At 71.0% G+C, this 21,532-nt stretch carries 21 protein-coding genes, 1 tRNA gene and 1 pseudogene; 9 read left to right on the top strand and 14 right to left on the bottom strand.

The window, feature by feature from the left end; translation table 11 throughout:
- Positions 1-57: 57 nt before the first annotated feature.
- The 4 genes from CRP49_RS16915 to CRP49_RS16900 form a co-directional block, all read right to left on the bottom strand.
- Complete coding sequence (locus CRP49_RS16915) at positions 58-303, bottom strand: hypothetical protein (RefSeq protein WP_097254114.1); 246 nt, start codon at positions 301-303, stop codon at positions 58-60.
- An 88-nt stretch (positions 304-391) separates the two neighbouring features.
- Positions 392-1,276 (bottom strand): SDR family oxidoreductase, encoded by an 885-nt coding sequence (locus CRP49_RS16910; RefSeq protein WP_097254113.1) that lies wholly within the window; start codon positions 1,274-1,276, stop codon positions 392-394.
- Positions 1,273-2,211 (bottom strand): alpha/beta fold hydrolase, encoded by a 939-nt coding sequence (locus CRP49_RS16905; RefSeq protein WP_097254112.1) that lies wholly within the window; start codon positions 2,209-2,211, stop codon positions 1,273-1,275. Before CRP49_RS16905 ends, CRP49_RS16910 begins: the two co-directional genes overlap by 4 nt.
- On the bottom strand, positions 2,208-3,755 hold the full coding sequence (locus tag CRP49_RS16900; protein ID WP_097254111.1) for an NAD(P)/FAD-dependent oxidoreductase: 1,548 nt from the start codon (positions 3,753-3,755) through the stop codon (positions 2,208-2,210). The genes CRP49_RS16905 and CRP49_RS16900 overlap by 4 nt, the downstream gene beginning before the upstream one ends.
- A 202-nt stretch (positions 3,756-3,957) precedes the next feature.
- On the opposite strand from CRP49_RS16900, the gene CRP49_RS16895 reads away from it, so the two are divergent.
- A complete protein-coding gene (locus CRP49_RS16895) occupies positions 3,958-4,578 on the top strand; it encodes a MerR family transcriptional regulator (protein ID WP_097257406.1) in 621 nt (206 codons plus the stop codon).
- 31 nt (positions 4,579-4,609) lie between these two features.
- Here the strand turns inward: CRP49_RS16895 and CRP49_RS16890 are convergent, their stop codons facing one another.
- Positions 4,610-5,422: an exodeoxyribonuclease III gene (locus tag CRP49_RS16890; RefSeq protein WP_179851651.1), complete on the bottom strand. Its 813-nt coding sequence runs from the start codon at positions 5,420-5,422 to the stop codon at positions 4,610-4,612.
- Between the two features lie 71 nt (positions 5,423-5,493).
- On the opposite strand from CRP49_RS16890, the gene CRP49_RS16885 reads away from it, so the two are divergent.
- On the top strand, positions 5,494-5,970 hold the full coding sequence (locus tag CRP49_RS16885) for a GNAT family N-acetyltransferase (RefSeq protein WP_097254109.1): 477 nt from the start codon (positions 5,494-5,496) through the stop codon (positions 5,968-5,970).
- Positions 5,971-6,019: 49 nt separating this feature from the next.
- Here the strand turns inward: CRP49_RS16885 and CRP49_RS16880 are convergent.
- From CRP49_RS16880 to galU, 7 genes and pseudogenes are all read right to left on the bottom strand, one after another.
- A tRNA-Ala gene (locus CRP49_RS16880) sits at positions 6,020-6,093 on the bottom strand.
- 93 nt (positions 6,094-6,186) lie between these two features.
- Positions 6,187-7,425: a gephyrin-like molybdotransferase receptor GlpR gene (glpR, locus tag CRP49_RS16875; RefSeq protein WP_097254108.1), complete on the bottom strand. Its 1,239-nt coding sequence runs from the start codon at positions 7,423-7,425 to the stop codon at positions 6,187-6,189.
- 184 nt (positions 7,426-7,609) lie between these two features.
- Positions 7,610-8,242 (bottom strand): GNAT family N-acetyltransferase, encoded by a 633-nt coding sequence (locus CRP49_RS16870; RefSeq protein WP_179851650.1) that lies wholly within the window; start codon positions 8,240-8,242, stop codon positions 7,610-7,612.
- Between the two features lie 20 nt (positions 8,243-8,262).
- Positions 8,263-8,763 carry a molybdenum cofactor biosynthesis protein B gene (locus CRP49_RS16865; protein WP_097254106.1) on the bottom strand — a complete coding sequence of 167 codons (501 nt, stop codon included), beginning with the start codon at positions 8,761-8,763 and terminating at the stop codon, positions 8,263-8,265.
- Positions 8,760-9,239: a cyclic pyranopterin monophosphate synthase MoaC gene (gene moaC, locus CRP49_RS16860; RefSeq protein WP_097254105.1), complete on the bottom strand. Its 480-nt coding sequence runs from the start codon at positions 9,237-9,239 to the stop codon at positions 8,760-8,762. The genes CRP49_RS16865 and moaC overlap by 4 nt, the downstream gene beginning before the upstream one ends.
- A 79-nt stretch (positions 9,240-9,318) precedes the next feature.
- Positions 9,319-10,640, bottom strand: a pseudogene (glp, locus tag CRP49_RS16855) (gephyrin-like molybdotransferase Glp).
- A 5-nt stretch (positions 10,641-10,645) separates the two neighbouring features.
- Positions 10,646-11,548 carry a UTP--glucose-1-phosphate uridylyltransferase GalU gene (galU, locus tag CRP49_RS16850; RefSeq protein ID WP_094217337.1) on the bottom strand — a complete coding sequence of 301 codons (903 nt, stop codon included), beginning with the start codon at positions 11,546-11,548 and terminating at the stop codon, positions 10,646-10,648.
- A 133-nt stretch (positions 11,549-11,681) separates the two neighbouring features.
- Here galU and CRP49_RS16845 point away from each other — a divergent pair, with 133 nt between their 5' ends.
- Complete coding sequence (locus tag CRP49_RS16845) at positions 11,682-12,263, top strand: 5-formyltetrahydrofolate cyclo-ligase (protein WP_179851649.1); 582 nt, start codon at positions 11,682-11,684, stop codon at positions 12,261-12,263.
- Positions 12,264-12,367: 104 nt separating this feature from the next.
- On the opposite strand, the gene CRP49_RS16840 is transcribed toward CRP49_RS16845, so the two are convergent.
- The gene (locus CRP49_RS16840; RefSeq protein WP_097254103.1) at positions 12,368-15,145 is read right to left on the bottom strand and encodes a penicillin acylase family protein; all 2,778 of its coding nucleotides are present in this window, start codon (positions 15,143-15,145) and stop codon (positions 12,368-12,370) included.
- Between the two features lie 269 nt (positions 15,146-15,414).
- On the opposite strand from CRP49_RS16840, the gene CRP49_RS16835 reads away from it, so the two are divergent.
- From CRP49_RS16835 to mscL, 6 genes are all read left to right on the top strand, one after another.
- Complete coding sequence (locus CRP49_RS16835; protein ID WP_097254102.1) at positions 15,415-16,917, top strand: potassium/proton antiporter; 1,503 nt, start codon at positions 15,415-15,417, stop codon at positions 16,915-16,917.
- A gap of 267 nt (positions 16,918-17,184) precedes the next feature.
- Entirely contained in the window at positions 17,185-18,480 is a 1,296-nt protein-coding gene (locus CRP49_RS16825; RefSeq protein ID WP_097254101.1) for an MFS transporter, read from the top strand.
- Positions 18,481-18,548: 68 nt separating this feature from the next.
- Entirely contained in the window at positions 18,549-18,869 is a 321-nt protein-coding gene (locus tag CRP49_RS16820) for an FmdB family zinc ribbon protein (RefSeq protein ID WP_097254100.1), read from the top strand.
- A gap of 102 nt (positions 18,870-18,971) precedes the next feature.
- Positions 18,972-19,805 (top strand): S-methyl-5'-thioadenosine phosphorylase, encoded by an 834-nt coding sequence (locus CRP49_RS16815; protein WP_097254099.1) that lies wholly within the window; start codon positions 18,972-18,974, stop codon positions 19,803-19,805.
- Positions 19,806-20,080: 275 nt separating this feature from the next.
- The gene (locus tag CRP49_RS16810) at positions 20,081-20,653 is read left to right on the top strand and encodes a hypothetical protein (RefSeq protein WP_179851648.1); all 573 of its coding nucleotides are present in this window, start codon (positions 20,081-20,083) and stop codon (positions 20,651-20,653) included.
- 138 nt (positions 20,654-20,791) lie between these two features.
- On the top strand, positions 20,792-21,250 hold the full coding sequence (mscL, locus tag CRP49_RS16805) for a large conductance mechanosensitive channel protein MscL (RefSeq protein ID WP_097254098.1): 459 nt from the start codon (positions 20,792-20,794) through the stop codon (positions 21,248-21,250).
- Positions 21,251-21,305: 55 nt separating this feature from the next.
- Here mscL and CRP49_RS16800 read toward each other — a convergent pair whose 3' ends face one another.
- Positions 21,306-21,482, bottom strand: a complete 177-nt coding sequence (locus tag CRP49_RS16800) for a hypothetical protein (protein WP_097254097.1) — start codon at positions 21,480-21,482, stop codon at positions 21,306-21,308.
- Positions 21,483-21,532 lie beyond the last annotated feature (50 nt).

The raw sequence follows: 21,532 nt of genomic DNA, 5'->3' as shown, positions 1-21,532 counted from the left end.
CGGGGTGCCCGGCGATCACCGGGCACCCCGCCTCAGGGGTGAAGTCGAGCGCGGCGACTAGGCGTCGTAGTCCCGGTCGAGGCGGTCCTTCATCTCCTGCTCCGTGTCCTCGATGTCACGGAAGTTCTGGCGACCGCGCTCGGGCTGCTGGCCGCGCTGCTCCTGGCCGCGCTGCTGCTGACCGCGCTGCGACTCCTGACCGCGCTGCTGCTGGCCACGCTGCTGCTGACCGGCCTTCTCACGGGCCTGGCCGAGCTTCTCCTGGGCCTGCTGCTTCTGACTGGGCTTGTCCTTCATACCCATGTGGGTTCACTCCCGTAGTGAGTGGGGGGTTGACCCCTCGGTGGGGCCTCGACCAGATTCACATGGGGGAACACGCGGCGCACTTCGATCAGTTACGGTGCGTAGCCCTCGCCGCTTCGTCGGCCGCCCCACCTGCGCCGACGAGTCCGGAGCGCATCCCTTCCAGACGGGGCGCGAACCGCTGCATCTCGCGCTGTCCGACCCTGCCGATGAGGGCCGGAAGATATCCGCGCACGCCCTGCATGCCGCGCAGCCACCACTGTCCGTACACGTGCGCCGAGCGCCGCTCGATCCCGGCGACGATCCGGTCCACCGTCGGGCCCAGCGGGTACGTCTTGTTCGCCGGCCACAGCAGCCGCTGCCTCAGCTCCCGCATGACGTCGTCCTGGTCGGCCCCGCGCACCATGTCGGTGTCGGTCCAGGACAGGTACCCGACACCGACGCGCACGCCCTGGTGGCCGACCTCGGCGCGCAGGCTGTGCGCGTACGCCTCCACGCCCGACTTGGAGGCGCAGTACGCCGTCATCATCGGCGCCGGGGTCATCGCGGCGAGCGAGGCTATCTGCAGCAGATAGCCGCGGCTCTCGGTGAGCACCGGCAGGAACGCCCGGGCCGTCACCGCCGAACCGATCAGGTTCACCTCGATCACCCGCCGCCAGGCCTGCGGATCGGAGTCGGCGAAGGGCCCGCCGGTCGCCACACCGGCGTTGGCGACGACGATGTCGACCTTGCCGAACCGTTCCTTGACCTCCTGCGCCACCCGGCTCATCGCCTCGTGGTCGGTGACGTCGGCGTACCAGTGCGCGCTGTCGCTGTGCAGCCGCTCGGAGACCTCCTTGAGCGCCTCCTCCTCCAGTCCGACGAGCGCCACCTTGGCGCCGCGCGCGGACAGCTTGCGGGCGAGCAACTCGCCGACGCCGCGCGCCGCTCCGGTGACGACGGCGACCTGCCCTTCGAGGCTGACCCTGCTCATGCGCCCTCCTTGATCTGCTGCACGGGGCTGTTCTCTGTGACGTACGTGGTGACGAGTTCCCGGATCCTGCCGGTCACCAACTCCGGGGCCTCGATGGGAGTCATGTGGCCGACACCGGGGAGTTCGGTGAGGCCGATGCACCGGGGCAGCGCGGCGGCCAGCGCGCGGGCGTGCACGGGGGGCGTGAGCCGGTCGGACGCGCCATGCACCACCTCGGTGGGCGCGTGCAACTCCCGTACGCCGTGGTCGAGGTCGAGCGCCGCGAGCACGGCGCTCCAGGTGTGGCGCACGGCGCGCGGGCAGGCGTGCACGATCCGCGCGCACGCCTCCACCATGTGCGGGGCGGAACCGGCGCCCATGGTGGCGTACTTGAGGATGCGCTTCGCGACGGGCGTGACGGGGCCGAGAGGGGCGCGCGAACCGAGAACGCGCCCGGTGACCCAGGTGCGCACGCGTCCGGCGCGCAACGGCACCACGCGCGACTCCGCGACCAGCCGCGAGCTGCCCGTGCTGCACAGCAGGACGGCGGCGGTGTGTTCCCGGAAGCGGGGGCGCGCGGAAGCTGCCATGACCGTCATCCCGCCCATGGAGTGGCCGACGACCAGGGCCTTCTCCCCGCGCGCGAGCGTCTGCGCGAGCACCGCTTCGAGGTCGTCCGCCAGCGCCTCGGTGGTGCAGGCGTGGCTCGCGGGGCTGCGGCCGTGCCCCCTCTGGTCGTAGGCGATCACCCGGTGATCGGCGGCCAACTCCCGTATCTGGGCTGCCCAGAACGCGGTCGAGCAGGTCCAGCCGTGGGAGAGGACGACGGGAGGCGCGTTCTCGGGCCCGTGCACCTCGACGTGCAGCCGCGCGCCGTCGGCGGAGACGGCGGTGAGCGTGCGGGCGGGGGCGGGCGGAGCGTAGGGGCCGGCGGCCACGGAGGTGATACGGCTCATGCGGCGGCCTCGCTCTTCTTCTCGGCGCGCGACGCCTTCTTCTTCTCGGCGGGCGACACCTTCTGCTTCTCCTCGGCCTTCCGGATCACCTCGTACTCCGCCAGATCCACCCGACGGGTCGCGCGCCGGAACTCGGTCGTCGTACCGGGCCAGATGGTGGTGTTGCGGCCGCTCGCGTCGAGGTACCAGCTGGTGCAGCCGCCGGTGTTCCACACGGTCCGCTTCATGCGCTCCTGGACCTTGCGGTTCCAGTCGTCGACGGCCGCGGGCCGGGCGTCGAGGGCGGTGCGGCCGCCGAGGACGTCGAGCTGGCGCAGGAAGTCGGCCATGTAGTTCAGCTGGGACTCGATCATGAGGATCATGGAGGAGTTCCCGAGGCCGGTGTTGGGCCCGATGATCGTCATCCAGTTCGGGAACCCGGCGGCCGAGGCGCCGCGCAGCGCCTGCATGCCGCTCTTCCAGGACTCCGTGAGCGTGCTGCCGTCCGCGCCGACCACGCGCTCGGCGATGGGCATGTCCGTGACGTGGAAGCCCGTACCGAAGATGATCGCGTCGACCTCGGCCTCGCTGCCGTCGGCGGCGATCACGGTCGACCCGCGGATCTCGCTGAGCCCGCTCGCGACGACGTCCACATTCGGCTGGGTGAGCGCCGGGTAGTACGCGCTGGACAGCAGGATCCGCTTGCAGCCGATGCGGTAGTCGGGCGTGAGCTTGGCGCGCAGGGCCGGGTCCTTGACGGCGCGGGCCATGTTGCGCTTGGCGAGCTGTTCGACCAGGCCGAGTTCGTCGGGGTGCTTGGTGAACGCCTGCACCTGCAGTTCCCGCAGGCCCCACAGCAGTCCGCGCCGCAGCTGGGTGGTGAAGGGCAGCGCCCGGTGCAGCCGGCGCTCGGCGCCGCTGATGGCGCGGTCCACGCGGGGCATCACCCACGGCGGGGTGCGCTGGAAGAGGGTGAGCCGGCCGACCTGGCGCTGGATGGCGGGCACGATCTGGATGGCGGAGGCGCCGGTGCCGACCATGGCGACGCGCTTGCCGCGCAGGTCGTAGTCGTGGTCCCAGCGGGCCGAGTGGAACACCTTGCCGGGGAAGGAGTCGAGCCCCGGGATCGCGGGGATCTTCGGGTCGGACAGCGGCCCGGTGGCGGAGACGACGACGTCGGCGGTCAGGGTCCCGCGGGCCGTCTCGATCTCCCAGCGCAGCCGCTCGCCGTCCCAGGTCATCAGCTTCACCTCGGAGTCGAAGCGGAGGTGCGGGCGCAGCCCGAAGACGTCGGTGACGTGCTCCAGGTAGGCGCGGATGTGCTGCTGCCCGGAGAAGGTGCGCGGCCAGTCGGGGTTGGGCGCGAAGGAGAAGGAGTACAGGTGGGAGGGGACGTCACAGGCGCACCCGGGGTAGTCGTTGTCCCGCCAGGTGCCGCCGACGCTGTCGGCCCGCTCCAGGACGACGAAGTCGGTGATCCCCTCGCGGCGCAGCCGCACCGCGGCACCCAGCCCGCCGAACCCGGACCCGATCACCGCCACTCGTACATGCTCGTGCTCGGCCATCCCGGAGCCTCCACGCATCGCCTTGGACTCTGCCAGTGAACACTGGCGCAGTGGGACTGTAGAGCAGCTCCGTACCGAGCGGTAGGGGTTGAGGTGAAGGAAAGTTACCGGCGGTACAACATAGGCTTCGGACGTGGCAGACGACGGCGAACACCAGGACGAGCAGGGCGGCAGGCAGGTCGGTGGAGTGCGCGAATACCGCATGGAGGAGCTGGCCCGCCTGGCCGGCATCACCGTGCGCACGCTGCGCTTCTACCGTGAGCGCAAGCTGATCCCGCCACCCCGCCGCGAGGGCCGTATCGCCTGGTACGACGAGCACCACCTGGCCCGCCTGCGCACGATCTCGGCCCTGCTGGAACGCGGCCACACCCTCAACGGCATCGCGGAACTCGCGGAGGCCCTGGACCAGGGCCGCGACGTCGCCGACCTGCTCGGCCTCGGCACCCCCACCGAGGAGGAGCCGGTCCACCTCACCCCCGAGGAACTCGCGGCCCGCTTCGAGGGCCAGGTCACCCCCGAGAACCTGGCCGCCGCCATGGAGCTGGGCTACCTCGGCACCGACGGCGACGAGATCGTCCACATCAGCCGCCGCCTGCTGGACGTCTCCTCCACCCTGGTCCGCGAGGGCATCCCCCTCGCCGAGGTCCTGGCGGCCGCCAAGCGCGTCCGCGAACACACCGACGCCCTCGCCGAACTCTTCCGCGACCTGATCCTGCGCCACGCCCCCGAGGAGGACCTGCACCGCCTGCGCCCGCTCGCCCGGAGCGTCGTGGAGGCGGAACTGTCCCTGGCGCTGGACCGGCGGCTCAGCAAACGGGACTGAGCGGCCCCCTGCGGGTCGTAAGGGGCAGCCCCTACAGGTCGTACACGACGGTCACCGGCGCATGGTCGGACCACCGCTCGCCGTGCGTGGCCGCGCGCTCGACGAACCCCTTGACCGCCTTGGCCGCGAGCCCCGGGGTGGCCACGTGGTAGTCGATGCGCCAGCCCGAGTCGTTGTCGAAGGCCCGCCCGCGGTAGGACCACCAGGTGTACGGCCCCTCGGCGTCCGGGTGCAGGGCGCGTACTACATCGACATAGCCGCCGTATCCGCCGTCCTCGGCGGCGAGCACCTGGGTGAGCCACTCCCGCTCCTCGGGCAGGAAGCCCGAGTTCTTGGTGTTGCCGCGCCAGTTCTTGAGGTCGGCCTGCTGGTGGGCGATGTTCCAGTCACCGCAGACGACCACCTGGCGCCCGTCGGCGGCGGCCCGCTCGCGCAGCGCCTTGAGGTGGACGAGGAACTCGCCCATGAAGCGGACCTTCTCGTCCTGGCGCTCGGTGCCGACCTCGCCGGAGGGCAGATAGAGCGAGGCGACGGTGACGCCGGGCAGGTCGGCCTCGACGTAGCGTCCGCTGCCGTCGAACTCGGCCGACCCGAAGCCGACCCGGACGCGGTCGGGCTCGCGCCGCGTGTACAGCGAGACGCCCGCGCGCCCCTTGGCGGCCGCCGGGGCGTGCACGACATGCCAGCCATCGGGCTGCCGGACCTCCTCCGGCAGCTGGTGCGGCTCGGCGCGCACCTCCTGCAGGCAGACGACGTCCGCGGAGGTCCGGGCGAGCCACTCCACGAAGCCCTTCTTGGCGGCGGCCCGCAGTCCGTTCACGTTCACCGAGGTCACAGTCAGCACCAGGGCACGATACCGGCACACTGGTCGTGGCCCAGATTTCCCACCCTCTGCATAGAAGTACGATATCCAGCATGAATATACGTCGTGTTCGTTTCGATCACCCCGACGCCGTCAAGCTCAACGACGAGGTCCAGGCCGAGTACCACGTGCGCTACGGCGACGGCGGCGACGCCACGTCCCTCGACGCCGCCGACTTCGACCCGCCCCGGGGCGTGTACCTGATCGCCTACGACGAGCACGACCGCCCGGTGGCCACCGGCGGCTGGCGCAGCCAGGACAGCAACGAGGAGGGCAACGAGGACGGCGACGCCGAACTCAAGCGCATGTTCGTCGTCGCACAGGCGCGTGGCCGGGGCCTCGCCCGCCGCATACTCGCCGCCCTGGAGGAGGACGCCCGCGCGGCCGGCCGCGTCCGCATGGTCCTGGAGACCGGCACCAAGCAGCCGGAGGCCATCGCCCTGTACGCCTCCAGCGGTTACGAGCCCTGCGCCAAGTTCGGCTACTACCGCCACTACGAGGACAGCCGCTGCTACGCGAAGCAGCTGTAAACGCGATGAAGCCCCAGTCGGCTACTGCCGACTGGGGCTTCATGATGCGTGGACCTGAGGGGATTTGAACCCCTGGCCCCCTCGATGCGAACGAGGTGCGCTACCGGACTGCGCCACAGGCCCTTGCAACGAGTGAAACTCTAGCATCCCCATCGGGGTGCTTGGAAATCCGTTCCCTGACTGGTCAGAGGCGGGGTTCCGGCGGCGTGACGGCGGTCACTCGTTGGCCGCGCGGGGGCGCTCGCCCTCCTCGTACTGGTCGAAGAGGGGCGTGCGTCCGCGCTCGCGTGCCCGGCGCGCGGAAGCCGCGCGGCGGGCGTCGCTCCGGCCGTCCGCCGACTTCTCCTCGGATTCGAGCGCCGCCTCGCCCTGCTCGGCCTCCGGCGCGTGGCTCGCCTCCTGCTCGGGCGCGACCGAGCTGGACCGCGCCGAACTCCAGGTGTCCGGCGCCCCGAGGTCCACGTCGGAGGTGGCCCGCGGCGCGACCGGCGCGGTCACGTACGTCGGGAGCGGCACCGGCACCGGGTCCCAGCTGTCCCCGTGCCCGGGGCGCCGCTGCCGCTCACGCTGCTGGTCGACCCACTCGGCGTGGTCGGTCTGTTCCACGAGGGCGCGGCGGTCCGCGGCGAGCGCGGAGAGGCCGGTGTCGGTCCCGGTCTCTGGTCCCTCGTCCGGTTCGTCGGCGCCGGGGCCCGCGTCCTGGGTCGCGCGTCGGCGCGGCTGGCGCTCGCGTTCCCGCAGGCGCTGGGCCGCGACCTCGGCGCGCCGGCGGTCCATCTGGTAGGCGAACCGGCGGCGCTCCTGGGAGCGCAGATAGGCGATGTACGCACTGAGCATGACGGCGGGTACGCCGGGCGCCCACAGGAAGGCGAGGCCTCCGACGGCGGCGACGATCGCGCCGAGCGTGAAGGCGAGGAAGAGCATCACGGTGGTGCGCCGACGGCGCGCGAGCGCCTTCGAGCGCTGGGCGCGCGCCGCGGACGCCTGCGCCGAAGGCGCGCGCCGAGCCGCCGGCACGCGCTTCTGCGCGGGGGCGGAGGCGGAGGGGCGCGCGGGGGCGCCGGCCGCGTGATGCGCGGACGCGGAAGGGGACTTGGGCGCCGGGATGACGGGCTTCTCGCGCACCGGTTCCGCCCGCCCGGGCGCCTCCGCCTCGACCTCCGCGCGCACCTGACGGCGGGTCGGAGGCATGGCGAAGGCCCGGACGTCCACCGAGTCGGTGACGGCGTCCGGATCACTGGCGTCCGGCTCCCCCTCCTGGGCGGAGCGCGCCCGCAGGTCCCTGGCGTACCGGCGCTCCATCCCCGCCCGTCCGGACAGCAGCCGGATGGCGGTGCTGAAGCGTTCCGTCGGACGGGCCTCGTTCAGCTCGTCCTGCCTACGGAGCCACATCGGCACCAAGTAGGCGGCCCAGGCCCCGACAATGACTGCGTAGATGAGGCCGCTGCTGCTCACGCCTCACACGGTAGAGGGGTTTGCGTGAGGCCATCCGCCAATTGGGCCGGTGTGTCGCACGATCTGGCTGATATTTCCAGCTTTTTTTGCGACCGATGCGATCAGCGGACCGTCCGAGGCGCCAATTCAATGCACCGAGACGGTCATCAGCCGATCAATTTCGAACACATATTCAATTTCTGGCCTAGACGGGATTCCCCGGAGTGTTCTCCTGCGTGTGCCGCGTCTGCTGAGAGCGTGCCCGCTTCCAGCGCCCCAGCAACCCCTCCGGCACCTCTTCCGCGGTGAGCGCGAAGACGAGGTGGTCGCGCCAGGCTCCGTCGATGTGCAGATAACGCGGCCGCAGCCCCTCCTCGCGGAATCCGAGTTTCTCCACGACCCGGCGGCTGGGCCGGTTCTCCGGTCGAATGCAGACCTCGATGCGGTGCAGCCCGACCGTGCGGAAACAGTGGTCCACCACGAGGGCGACGGCCGTCGGCATCACCCCGCGCCCGGCCACCGACTCGTCGACCCAGTAGCCGACATGGCCCGAGCACATCGACCCCCAGGTGATCCCGGCGACCGTCAACTGCCCGACGAGCCGCCCCTGGTACTCGATGACGAACGGCAGCATCCGGCCCGCGTTGGCCTCGGACCGCAGATGCCGGACCATCTGGCGGTAGGTCGGCCGGTGCGCGATCGGCCCGCTCGGCGTGGGCGGTGGAATGGTCGCCTCCCAGGGGCGCAGCCAGTCCCTGTTGCGCCGGTTCACCTCACGCCAGGCCCGCTGGTCGCGCAGCTTTATCGGCCGGAGGACGACATCTCCGTCCGCCAGCACGACGGGCCAGGAAGGGCTGTTCAGCTCGCACCCCCACTACTGGGTCTCGGGTGGTCGCCGCCGCGGATCTGGTCGACGGCGTGGACCAGCAGCGGCTCCAGGACGGCGAGGCCGTCCCGCACCCCGCCGGTGGAGCCCGGAAGATTGACGATCAGCGTCCGCCCCGCCACCCCGGCCAGGCCCCGGGACAGCGCCGCGGTCGGCACCTTCTCCCGGCCGAACGCACGGATCGCCTCCGCGATGCCCGGCACCTCGTAGTCGATCACCGCGCGGGTCGCCTCGGGCGTGCGGTCGGTGGGCGAGATGCCGGTGCCGCCGGTGGTGACGATGGCGTCGTAGCCGGCGTCGGCGCCGGCGCGCAGCGCCGCCTCCACCGGATCCCCGTCCGGCACGACCTGGGGGCCGTCGACCTCGAAGCCGAAGCTCCTCAGGCCGTCGGCGATCAGGGGGCCGCCCTTGTCCTCGTAGACCCCTGCGGCAGCCCGGTTGGAGGCGGTGACCACCAGAGCGCGGTAGCTCATGCCCGGCTCCAGTCGCCCGACTTGCCGCCCGTCTTCTCCTCCACCCGCACGTCCGTGATGACCGCTCCCTTGTCGACCGCCTTGACCATGTCGATCACGGTGAGCGCGGCGACCGTCACCGCGGTGAGGGCCTCCATCTCGACGCCCGTGCGGTCCGTCGTCTTCACGGTGGCCTGGATCTCCACGGCGTCGTCCGCGACCGACAGATCCAGTTTCACACCGGACACCGACAACGGGTGACACAGCGGGATCAGGTCCGGGGTGCGCTTGGCGCCCATGATCCCCGCGATCCGCGCGGTCGCCAGGGCGTCCCCCTTCGGCACCCCCTCACCCCGCAGCAGCTCGACCACACGGGGTGACACCAGGACCCGGCCGCTCGCGCGGGCGGTGCGCGCGGTCACGTCCTTCCCGGATACGTCGACCATGCGGGCCGCGCCCGCGTCGTCGATGTGCGTCAGTCGGTCCTCGGTACTCATGCTGTGCGGCGCTCCCGGTCCGGGCCCGTCACGGTGCGGTGCACGGGCCTGTTGTGCGCGACACGGTACCGCCCGCTCGTCAGCCGAGCAGCACGACCTCCACGTCCGTACCGGGCTCGACGGACTCCACGTCCTCGGGGACGACGATCAGCGCGTCGGCGTGCGCCAGCGCCGCGATCAGATGGGAACCGGAGCCGCCCACGGGGGTCACCTCGCCGTCGGCGTACGTTCCGCGCAGGAACTGCCGGCGCCCCTTGGGCGAGCCGAGCGCCTTGTCCGACCGCAGGGTGGCCCGGGTGTGGGGCCGGTGGACGTCCTCGAGGCCCATCAGGGTGCGGATCGCCGGGCGGACGAACAGCTCGAAGGAGACGTACGACGACACGGGGTTGCCGGGCAGGGCCAGCAGGGGCGTGTGGTCACGGCCGATGGAGCCGAAGCCCTGGGGCTTGCCGGGCTGCATGGCGATCTTGCGGAAGTCGATGCCGCCGCCCGCCTCGTCCTCGTCGCCGACGTGCGACAGCGCCTCCTTGACGACGTCGTACGCCCCGACGCTCACCCCGCCCGTGGTCACCAGCAGGTCGGCACGGATGAGCTGGTCCTCGATGGCGGAACGCAGGATGTCGGCGTCGTCGGCGACGGCGCCCACCCGGTAGGCGATGGCGCCCGCGTCGCGTGCGGCCGCGGTGAGGGCGAAGCTGTTGGAGTCGTAGATCTGGCCCTTGCCCAGTTCCTCGCCCGGCTGGACGAGTTCGCTGCCCGTGGACAGGACGACCACGCGCGGGCGCGGGCGCACCCGTACCGTGCCCCGGCCGATCGCGGCGAGCAGCGCGATCTGCGGCGGACCGAGGATCGTCCCGGCCTCCAGGGCGAGATCCCCGGCCTTCACGTCGCTGCCCCTGGCGCGCACGTGCGCGCGTGCCTCGGCGGGGCGGTGCACGCGTACGTGCCCCTCCGCGCCCTCGGGGCCAGGGCGCGGGCCCGCATCCCGCTGGCCGGCCCCTCGCCGAGCCCGCCGTCGGTCCACTCGACGGGGACGACGGCCTCGGCACCGGGCGGCAGCGGGGCACCGGTCATGATGCGGGCCGCCTGGCCGGGGCCGACCCGGACCAGGTGGGCGGCGCCGGCCGCGACGTCCCCGACGACCTCCAGGACGGCCGGGAACTCCTCGGTGGCGCCGGCGACGTCCGCGACCCGCACCGCGTACCCGTCCATCGAGCTGTTGTCGAACGGCGGCAGGGAGACCGGCACCGTGACGTCGTCGACCAGGACACAGCCCTGGGCGTCGAGCAGCTGCAGCTCGATGGGTTCGAGGGGGCGGACGGTGGTGAGGATGTCCTCCAGGTGCTCGTCCACTGACCAGAGGTGGTCCGGGCCGGCGGGGCTGGTCGCGGCGCTGCTCAACGTTGCTACATCTCCTCGGCTACGTAACTGCGAAGCCAGGTCCGGAAGTCCGGGCCCAGGTCTTCACGTTCGCACGCCAGTCTGACAATGGCACGCAGGTAGTCGCCACGGTCGCCGGTGTCATAGCGGCGGCCCTTGAAGACGACGCCGTGCACCGGGCCGCCGACCTTCTCGTCCTGGGCGAGCTGCTGGAGGGCGTCGGTCAGCTGGATCTCGCCGCCGCGGCCGGGCTCGGTCTTGCGCAGTATGTCGAAGATGTGCGGGTCGAGGACGTAGCGGCCGATGATCGCGTAGTTCGACGGGGCGTCCGCCGGGTCCGGCTTCTCGACCAGGCCGGTCACCTTGACCACGTCGCCGTCGGCGGTGGTCTCGACGGCCGCGCAGCCGTAGAGGTGGATCTGCTCGGGCGCGACCTCCATGAGCGCGATCACGCTGCCGCCGTGCTGCTCCTGAACCTCGATCATGCGCTGGAGCAGCGGGTCGCGCGGGTCGATCAGGTCGTCACCGAGGAGGACGGCGAAGGGCTCGTGGCCGACGTGCGGGGCCGCGCACAGGACGGCGTGGCCGAGGCCCTTGGGGTCGCCCTGGCGGACATAGTGCATGGTGGCCAGGTCGCTGGACTCCTGGACCTTGGCGAGCCGACCGGCGTCGCCCTTCTTCTGGAGGGCCGACTCGAGCTCGTAGTTGCGGTCGAAGTGATCCTCGAGGGGACGCTTGTTGCGTCCGGTGATCATGAGGACGTCGTCGAGCCCCGCCGACACGGCCTCCTCGACCACGTACTGGATCGCCGGCTTGTCCACGACCGGCAGCATCTCCTTGGGAGTGGCTTTGGTGGCCGGCAGGAACCGGGTACCGAGGCCTGCTGCGGGAATGACAGCCTTGCTGATCCTGGGGTGCGACTGAGTCATGCCCGCAACCTTATCCGGTGCCTTTGTAGGGAATCTGTGGCTCCGGTCAGTTGGCCCTCATATGAGCACATCAAGGAAGGCGCGGGAACGACCTGTGGAACACGACGGACGCACGGCCGAGCCTGACAAGCGAATGTTGCGACGGGAGTTCCTCGCGGTGAGGAACAGGTTGACGGAGGATGTCGTGCGGGAGGCGGGCGACACGCTGGCCGCGCGCGCCCTTGAGCTGCCCGAACTGGCGCGTGCGCGCTCGGTGGCGGCGTACGTCTCCGTCGGGAGCGAGCCCGGCACGCTCGCACTGCTGGACGCGCTGCGCGCGCGGGGCGTGCGCGTCCTGCTCCCCGCGCTCCTGCCCGACAACGACCTGGACTGGGGCGAGTACGCCGGTCCGGACTCGCTCGCGCGGATCCAACACGGCGGAAAGATGGCCCTGTTCGAGCCTTCCGGCGAGCGCCTCGGCCCGGACGCCGTGACCGCGGCGGACGTCGTTCTGCTGCCCGGGCTCGCGGTGGACGCGCGCGGGATGCGCCTCGGGCGCGGCGGAGGATCGTACGACCGGGTGCTCGCGCGGCTGGAGAGTGCGGGCGCACACCCCGCGCTCGTGGTGCTCCTGTACGACACGGAGGTCGTCGCGCGCGTCCCGGCGGAGGCGCACGATCAGCCGGTGCACGCGGTGGTGACGCCGTCGGGCGTGCGCCGCTTCCGAACGGCCTGAGAACGGTCCTCTCGTACCGGAACGGCCCTCCACGCGCGCGTGGAGGGCCGTTGTGCCGGTGTGCTGATGGGGGTCCCCCAGGCCCTTAAGGCACTGGGGGAGGCTCACGGTTTGAGGACGAGGGTGTCGCTCGTGCTCCGGTCGACCGCCTTGTCCGAGAACGACCAGGGCAGCAACTCGCCCTTGGCCCACTTGCTCGTCTGGTCGGTGTAGTGGGCGCTGAAGGCGTGCCCGGAGGCTCCGGTCAGGTTGATCCACTTCGACTTGTCGAAGTCCTTGAGGTTGACCACCATGCGCATCGACGGCACCCAGACGACGCCGTAGCCGCCGGCCGCGTTCCAGCCGGTCGCGTTGACGGTGGCCTCGCCGCCGCTGAGCTTCCACGGGCCGCGGTTGAGGATGTACTGCAGGAACTCGGGACCCTCGGTGCCGAGCGTCTGGTTCTTCAGGAACAGGCGGTGCAGCCGGCCCCAGCTCCAGGTGTCGATGTCCTTGCCGAGCTTGGCGGTCAGCTCCCAGCGGGCGTCGATCATGGCGCGGGCGAACAGCTGGTCGCGGTTGTTCGCCTCGGGGCGGGTGCCCGACTTGGGCGTCTTCCACCAGTCGCTGTCCGGCTTGTCCATCAGCTTGCGCACGACCTCGAACCAGCGGTCGCCGCCGTCCGGCTGCGCCTGGTCGGCGTCGCGCTGGCCGCACTCGCGCACCTTGGTGTCGTCGTCCACCGGACCGGTGCTGTCGATCTTGTCGACCCACAGGCACTGGCCCTTGACGCGCAGCTCCTTGGGGAGCTTGTTGCCGAAGGCGAGCTTGAGGATGTTGCGCCACACCGCGTTGAAGTAGGCGGCCGCCGCGGAGTCGGCGTCCTGGGTGTAGTCCCAGCCCTCCAGCAGCTTCTGCGCCTCCCGGACGTTCTTGTCGTCGAGGTTGATCTTCAGCAGCTTGGGCACCAGCAGCTTGGCGATCTCGCTGCTGTTGTCCAGCTGCATCTGTCGCATGTCCTCGGGGGAGATCCTGCCGCCGTCCTTGATCTTGGACTCGATCAGGTCGGTGATGCGCTGGCTGCGGGCGCCGTAGCCCCAGTCGGTGGTGAGCGTGTACGGGTACTTGTCCGGGTCGACCACGGCCTGGTTGGCGGTGACGATGTAGCCGCGCGCGGGGTTGTACTCGTAGGGCAGCTCGTCCTGCTTGATGAAGCCGGTCCAGCGGTACTTCGAGTCCCAGCCGGGCGCCGGGATGGAGCCGTCGTCCACCGAGGAGCGGGTGGGGATCTTCCCGGGCAGGGTGTAGCCGATGTGGTTCTCGGTGTCGGCGTAGATCAGGTTCTGCGAGGGCACGTCGAACAGGGCGGCGGCGGTGCGGAAGTCCTTCCAGTCGGCCGCCCTGTCGATGGCGAACACGGCGTCCATGGAGGTGCCCGGGTCGAGCGCCGTCCACCTCAGGGCGATGCCGTAGCCGTCGCCGCGGTCGGGCGCGGCGGTGTTGACGGCGGCCTTCCTGCCGACCTGGACGAGTTCGTCGTCACGGTCGGACAGCAGCGGCATCCCGTCGGCGGTCTGGCGTACGACGATCGTCTTGGACTTGCCGCCGGCGACCTTGATGGTCTCCTCGCGGGTCTTGAAGGGCCGGACCTTGCCGTCGTACAGGTAGCCGTTGCCGCTGACCTTCTCCAGGTACAGGTCGGTGACGTCGACGCCGGAGTTGGTCATGCCCCAGGCGATGTCCGCGTTGTGGCCGATTATCACGCCGGGCATGCCGGCGAAGGTGTAGCCGGTGACGTCGTACTGGCACGTGCTGGAGACGGTGCGGCAGTGCAGGCCCATCTGGTACCAGACGGACGGCAGCGACGGCGACAGGTGCGGGTCGTTGGCGAGCAGCGGCTCGTTGGTGATGGTGTACTTCCCGGAGACGACCCAGGAGTTGGAGCCGATGCCCTGGCCGTTCACGCCGACGGCGGTGGGCAGGTCGTCCAGGACCTTGTAGAGGCCCGCCAGCTGGCTCGAGAGCGCCGAACCGGCCGTGGACGAGGTGGAGGAGCCGGTGGCGCCCGTCGCGCCCTGAGAGGTGCCTGTGCCGCCGCCCTGCTGGAAGGTCTTGGTCAGCTCGCTGTACTGGCCTTCCTGGACGATCGGCTTGTTGCGGCTGTAGGGGTACTCGGGGTACAGGTCCTCGATCTGCTGCGGGCCGAGGCGGCTGGTCATCAGGGCCCGGTCGATCTCGTCCTGCATGTTGCCGCGCAGGTCCCAGGCCATCGCCTTCAGCCAGGAGACGGAGTCGACCGGGGTCCACTTCGCCGGCTTGTAGTCGTTGGTGAAGCCCAGCGCCGCGTACTCCAGGGAGATGTCCTTGCCGTCCTTGCCCTGGAGGTAGGCGTTGACTCCCTTGGCGTACGCGTCGAGGTACTTCTTCGTGGAGTCCGACAGCTTGGTGTCGTACTCCTCCTTGGCGATCCGGTCCCAGCCGAGGGTGCGCAGGAACTCGTCGTTCTTGACCTGGCCCTTGCCGAACATCTCCGACAGGCGCCCGGAGGTCATGTGCCGGCGCACGTCCATCTCGTAGAACCGGTCCTGCGCCTGGACGAAGCCCTGCGCCATGAACAGGTCCTCGTCGGAGGAGGCGTAGATCTGCGGGATGCCGTTGCCGTCCCGCTTGACGTCGACGGGCCCCGACAGGCCCTGGAGCGTGATCGAACCCTTGGTCTGCGGGAAGGAGGCGCGGACGGTGCTGATCGACCAGTACGCCCCGTAGGCGACGCCTCCGATGATGGCCAGGACGAGCACCAGCACGACAAGTCGGGCTTTGCGCCCCTTCTTCCTGCCGGACTTGACGGACGTGGCACCCGTTGTGGCGGTGTCACCCGTTGTGGCGGTGGTGTTGGGGGGCATCGCTGTCCTTGCTGTCCTAACGCGAGCGGCAGGTCGGGCTGTGACTTTGAATGAGCGCTGGAGCAACCATAGGCGCAGGGCCCCGAGCCGCTTGACGCGGAGTCGGGAACCGGCGTGCACGGACGTTCGATCTTGCCTCGGCGAGTGTCAAGAAAACGTCAAGAGTTAGGTAAGGTAACGAAGTACTTGGATGCGGTGCGCCGCAGCCTCGGGTCTTGTGTACGTGAGCTTGCACGCCCCCGCGCGCGAGCCAAGGAAGGGAACCGCCGCTGACTGTTCACCACCTCGACCAGCTCCTGCTCGTCTGCTCCCTGGTCCTCCTGGTCGCCGTCGCGGCCGTCCGGATCTCCTCCCGCAGCGGGCTCCCCAGCCTGCTCGTCTACCTGGGGATCGGCGTCCTCATGGGCCAGGACGGCATCGGGAACATCCACTTCAACAACGCCGAGATGACCCAGGTCATCGGGTACGCGGCCCTGGTCGTGATCCTCGCCGAGGGTGGTCTGGGCACGAAGTGGAAGGAGATCGAGCCGGCCCTGCCGGCCGCCTCGGCCCTGGCACTGTTCGGGGTCGCGGCGAGCGTCGGGGTCACGGCCGCGGGCGCGCACTACCTGATCGGGCTGGAGTGGCGGCAGGCGCTCATCATCGGCGCGGTGGTGTCCTCGACGGACGCGGCGGCGGTCTTCTCGGTGCTGCGCAGAATTCCTCTCCCCGCGCGCGTGACGGGCACCCTGGAGGCGGAGTCCGGCTTCAACGACGCCCCGGTGGTCATCCTGGTCCTCGCCTTTTCCGAGGCGGGCCCGATCGAGCACTGGTACGTGCTGGTGGGCGAGATACTCCTGGAGCTGGCCATCGGCGCCGCCATAGGCCTCGCGGTGGGCTGGCTCGGCGCCTGGGGCCTCAGGCGCGTGGCACTGCCCGCCTCCGGCCTCTACCCCATCGCCGTCATGGCCATCGCGGTCATGGCGTACGCGGCAGGCGCGCTGGCGCACGGCAGCGGCTTCCTGGCGGTCTACCTCGCGTCGATGGTGCTCGGCAACGCCAAGCTGCCGCACTGGCCCGCCACCCGCGGCTTCGCCGAAGGGGTCGGCTGGATCGCCCAGATCGGCATGTTCGTCCTGCTCGGCCTGCTGGTCACCCCGCACGACCTGGGCGACGACATCTGGCCGGCCCTGGTCATCGGGCTCGTGCTGACCATGGTGGCCCGGCCCCTGAGCGTGGTGCTCAGCCTGGTGCCGTTCCGGGTGCCCTGGCGCGAGCAGGCGCTGATGTCCTGGGCCGGGCTGCGCGGCGCCGTACCCATCATCCTGGCGACGATCCCCATGGTGAACGGGGTCGACACCAGCCGCCGCATCTTCAACATCGTCTTCGTCCTGGTCGTCGTCTACACCCTCGTCCAGGGGCCGACCCTGCCCTGGCTGGCGCGCATGCTGCGGCTCGGCGAGAAGGGCGAGGCGTCCGACCTCGGCATCGAGTCGGCGCCCCTGGAGCGGCTGCGCGGGCATCTGCTGTCCGTCTCGATCCCCGAGGGCTCCCGGATGCACGGCGTCGAGGTCAACGAGCTGCGGCTGCCGCCCGGAGCCGCCGTCACCCTCGTCGTCCGGGAAGGAAAATCGTTTGTTCCGCTGCCCACGACGGTGCTGCGGCGCGGCGACGAACTCCTCGTGGTCGCCACCGACCCCGTGCGCGACGCGGCGGAACGGCGCCTGCGCGCCGTCGCCCACGGCGGCAAGCTGGCCGGCTGGCTGGGCACGAACGGGGCGGGCGCGCGTTAAGGGTGCGTTTCACACTGTTCACACCCTCACCAATGCCAGGTGAACGCACCTTGTGGTGCTCATTTTCACAGGCGCACAAGGTCTGGACCCCTGTAACATAAAGGCACCCTGATCGAACCAACTCTGCCTGACGCAGAGCTGGCGCGACCGTATGGCGGCCGGGACGCCCTCCACAGAGGCGCCGGTATCTACCGCAGTTCCGCGCAAGAGGACAGCTCTCGGCGCCCCCGCACGGGCGCGCTACCAGGCGGCAGAAAGGCACGGGCCGTGGAATCCACGGTCACCACCGAGCCGTCGAAGAACTCGGCGGCTCCGTCCCGCCCGGGATACGGCCAGCTGCTGCGCACCCGCGGTGCCTGGACCTTCCTGCTCCCCGGCTTCGCCGCGCGCCAGCCGTTCGCGATGCTCACCATCTCCATCGTGCTGCTCGTGCAGCACACCACCGGCTCGTACGGTGCCGCGGGCGCCGCCGCGGCCGCCACCGGTGTCTCCATGGCGCTGTTCGCGCCGTACAGCGGCCGCCTCGCCGACCGCTACGGGCAGCGTGCCGTCCTGATCCCCGGCGTCCTGGTGCACGTGCTGTCGGGCCTGACCCTGACGGCGCTCGCGCTGGCACACGCCCCCCTGTGGGCGCTGTTCGCAGCCGCCGTGCCGACCGGTGCCTCGGTCCCGCAGGTCGGCCCCATGGTGCGCGCGCGCTGGGGCGTGAAGCTCCAGGGCTCGCCCCTGATGACCACCGCGGCGGCCTTCGAGTCCGTCACGGACGAGCTGACCTTCGTCTTCGGGCCGCTGCTGGCGACCGCGCTGTGCACCGCCGTGACCCCGTCCGCGGGCCTGGTGACCGAGGCCGCGCTGACGCTCGTGGGCGGTCTGCTGTTCGCCGCGCAGAAGAGCACACAGCCGCCGGTGACCGATGAGAGCGGGCACGCGCGCGTGCAGCACGCCTCCGCCCTGCGCGTCCCGGGTGTACGGGTGCTGATCGTGACCTTCCTGGGCATCGGGTCGGTCTTCGGCGGCATGCAGGTGTCGCTGGCGGCGTTCACCGAGTCGATCGGCGAGCCCGGCCTGAACGGGGTCCTGTACGGCACCTTCGCCGCGGGCAACATGCTCTCCGGCATCGTCTGCGGCGCCATCGCCTGGAAGGTCGCCCCGCAGCGGCGCCTGGTCCTCGGCTACGCGGCGCTCGCGCTGACCGCGTCCGCGCTGTGGACGGCGCACTCGGTGCTGCTGCTGGCCGGTCTCGGCCTGCTGGTCGGCATGTGCATCGCACCCGCCCTGATCACCGGCTACACGCTGGTCGAGGGCCTGGTGCCGGCCGGGGCCCGCACCGAGGCGTTCACCTGGCTGACCGGCGCCGTCGCGCTCGGCCAGGCGGCCGCCGTCACGGTCGCCGGACAGCTGGAGGACCGCCTCTGGGGCGGCGCGGGATTCCTGGTGCCGATGGCCGGCACCGTGCTCGCGCTGGCCACCCTGGTCGCCCTGCGTTCGCGGCTGGTCGCCCGGCCCCGGACCCTGACCGTCGCACGTGGCGTCGGTCACCGCGTGCCGGTGACGGTGGACTGATCCCCGGGGAATACGTCACTATGGACCGTTGTTAGCACTCATTGAGCGAGAGTGCCAGGAGGAAGACAGTGCCGACCTACCAGTACCAGTGCACCGAGTGCGGCGAGGGCCTCGAGGCGGTGCAGAAGTTCACCGATGACGCCCTCACCGAGTGCCCCAGCTGCGGTGGCCGCCTGAAGAAGGTGTTCTCCGCGGTCGGCATCGTCTTCAAGGGCTCCGGCTTCTACCGCAACGACTCCCGCGGCTCCACGTCGAGCAGCAGCCCGGCGTCGAAGCCGTCCAGCTCCTCGTCGTCGAGTTCTTCCTCGTCCGACTCGAAGTCGTCCTCGTCGACGTCCTCGTCGTCCTCGTCTTCGTCGGGCTCGACCAGCAGCAGCTCCGCAGCCTGAGATATCGCTCCCCGGGCCCTGCCGTCACGCGACGGCAGGGCCTTAGGCGTACCCTTCGGCACCGGCTCCCCCACCCTTTCGTGGCCAGCTAATGTGCTCGTCATGGCGAACGCAGAGATCGGCGTAATCGGTGGATCGGGCTTCTACTCGTTCCTCGACGACGTGACCGAGGTCCAGGTGGACACCCCCTACGGGCAGCCCAGCGACTCCCTCTTCCTCGGCGAGATCGCCGGCCGGCGGGTCGCCTTCCTGCCCCGGCACGGCCGCGGCCACCACCTGCCACCGCACCGCATCAACTACCGCGCCAACCTCTGGGCCCTGCGCTCGGTCGGCGTCCGGCAGGTCCTCGGACCGTGTGCGGTGGGCGGGCTGCGCCCCGAGTACGGCCCGGGGACGCTCCTCGTACCGGACCAGTTCGTGGACCGCACGAAATCCCGGGTGCAGACCTACTTCGACGGGCTGCCGCTGCCCGACGGCACGGTGCCCAACGTGGTGCACGTGTCCATGGCCGACCCCTACTGCCCCGCCGGACGGGCCGCCGCGTTGAAGGCGGCACGCGGACGGGACTGGGAACCGGTGGACGGCGGCACGCTGGTCGTGGTCGAGGGACCGCGCTTCTCGACCAGGGCCGAATCGTTGTGGCACCAGGCGCAGGGCTGGTCGGTGGTGGGCATGACCGGCCACCCCGAGGCGGCGCTCGCCCGTGAACTGGAGCTGTGCTACTCGTCGCTGACCCTGGTCACCGACCTGGACGCCGGTGCCGAGACCGGCGAGGGGGTCTCCCACGAGGAGGTGCTGCAGGTGTTCGCGGCCAACGTGGACCGCTTGCGGGGTGTGCTGTTCGACACGGTGGCGGCGCTGCCGGAGACCGGGGCGCGGGACTGCCTGTGCGGGAACGCGCTCGGCGGGATGGATCCGGGCTTCGAGCTGCCGTAGCACGAGGGGGGCGGGAGCGGGCCCGGGGCGGGAGCGGGCCCGGGGCGGGAGCGGGCCCGGGGCGGGAGCGGGCCCGGGGCGGGAGCGGGCCCGGGGCGGGAGCGGGCCCGGGGCGGGAGCGGGCCCGGGGCGGGAGCGGGCTGGCGGCGGAATTCCCCGTTCGCGTGGGCGGGTTGTCCACAACCTGCCAGTAGTCCACCGGCTCCGGCGGGCTTCGGCGCGAGACGTCATCGTGGCATCGCAAGCCGAATTCCTCGTCGCAGGCGGTGATCCCCGTGCCCTTGACCTCGTCGTCCCCCACTCCCTCCGCGCCCTCTCCCTACCTCCCGCGTCCACTGGGCACCGATGCCCCGGCGACCTGCGAGGTCCCGCACTTCGCCCCGGTGCGGGTGCGCGGCGGGCGGTATCAGCTGCAGCGGCTCGTACGGCATCGCAGGCGGGCTCTCGCGGCCGGTCTCGCCGTGACGGCGGCCGCGCTCGTGGCGGCGGGGCCGCGGACCGCGGCGGAACCCCACCGCGCCGACCGGGTCCGCGGACACCCGGTCACGGAACCCGTACGACGGCACGGAGCGGCGGACGTGGTGACGGCGCCGGTGCGGATCTCGGACGCCGCCACCGTCCGGTTGCTGCGGCCCGGCGACCGCGTCGACGTCATCGCCGCCGAGGACCCGGCGGCCGGAGGCGGCGCCCGGGTGCTCGCGCGCGGCGTGCGGGTGACGAAGGTGCCGGAGCCCCTGGAGGGTGCCTCCGAGAGCGGGGCGCTGGTCGTGCTGTCGGTGCCGCGCACCACGGCGGCGCGGCTCGTCGGTGCGAGCGCCACGGCACGACTGGCGGTGACGCTGTGCTGAGCCGCCTCGGCCGCTTCCTCGGCGGCCCGCCGTCAAGTCCTTCGATCAAGCTACGGAATTGGACACAATGGCCTACCCGTGCCGTAGGTTGCGGAGCGTTCCGTTCCACACCCGGTGCAGGCGAGGAGAGTCCCCGAAGTGAGCGTGAAGAAGGAACCGAACATCTTGCAGGGCTTCAAGGCCTTTCTGATGCGCGGGAACGTCGTCGATCTGGCAGTCGCGGTGGTCATCGGCGCCGCCTTCACGAACATCGTCAACGCGGTGGTGAAGGGGATCATCAACCCGCTGGTGGGCGCGATCGGCACACAGAACCTGGACAACTACAGCTCGTGCCTCAGCACCTCGTGCAAGGGGACGCACGGCATCCAGCTGATGTGGGGCTCCGTCCTCGGCGCCGCACTGACCTTCCTGATCACGGCGACGGTCGTGTACTTCCTGATGGTGCTGCCGATGTCGAAGTACCTGGCGCGGCAGGAGGCCCGCAAGAAGGCGCGCGAGGGCACGCAGGAGGTCATCGAGGTGACCGAGCTGGAGGTCCTCAAGCAGATTCGCGACGCGATGGTCGCGCAGCGCGGATCGGAACACGACCAGCGCTGACGGCGCTCCCGCGGGCGGCTCAGAGCCTGCGGGCGGGTGGGAGCCTGCGGACGGCTCAGAGGTGGTGGGGCGGCTTCTCGTCGAGGAAGCGCTTGAGGTCGGCGGCGCTGTCGCCGTCCGGGCGCTCGCCCCACCCGTGGTCGGTGTCGTCCGAGGACTGCCGGCTCAGCGGGTCGTCGAAGATCAGCGCGGGCTTCGGGTCGCGCGGCTCGGGTGCGGGGGCGGTGCTCATGCCCCAAGGGTACGGCCCCGGCCCGAAGGCCAAGAGATGCCTTCCGACCT

The sequence above is a fragment of the Streptomyces sp. Ag109_G2-15 genome, from assembly GCF_900215565.1.
GTDB lineage: Bacteria > Actinomycetota > Actinomycetes > Streptomycetales > Streptomycetaceae > Streptomyces > Streptomyces diastatochromogenes.
Note: the sequence above shows the minus strand (reverse complement) of the source record. Positions and strands in the feature narration are given on the sequence as shown.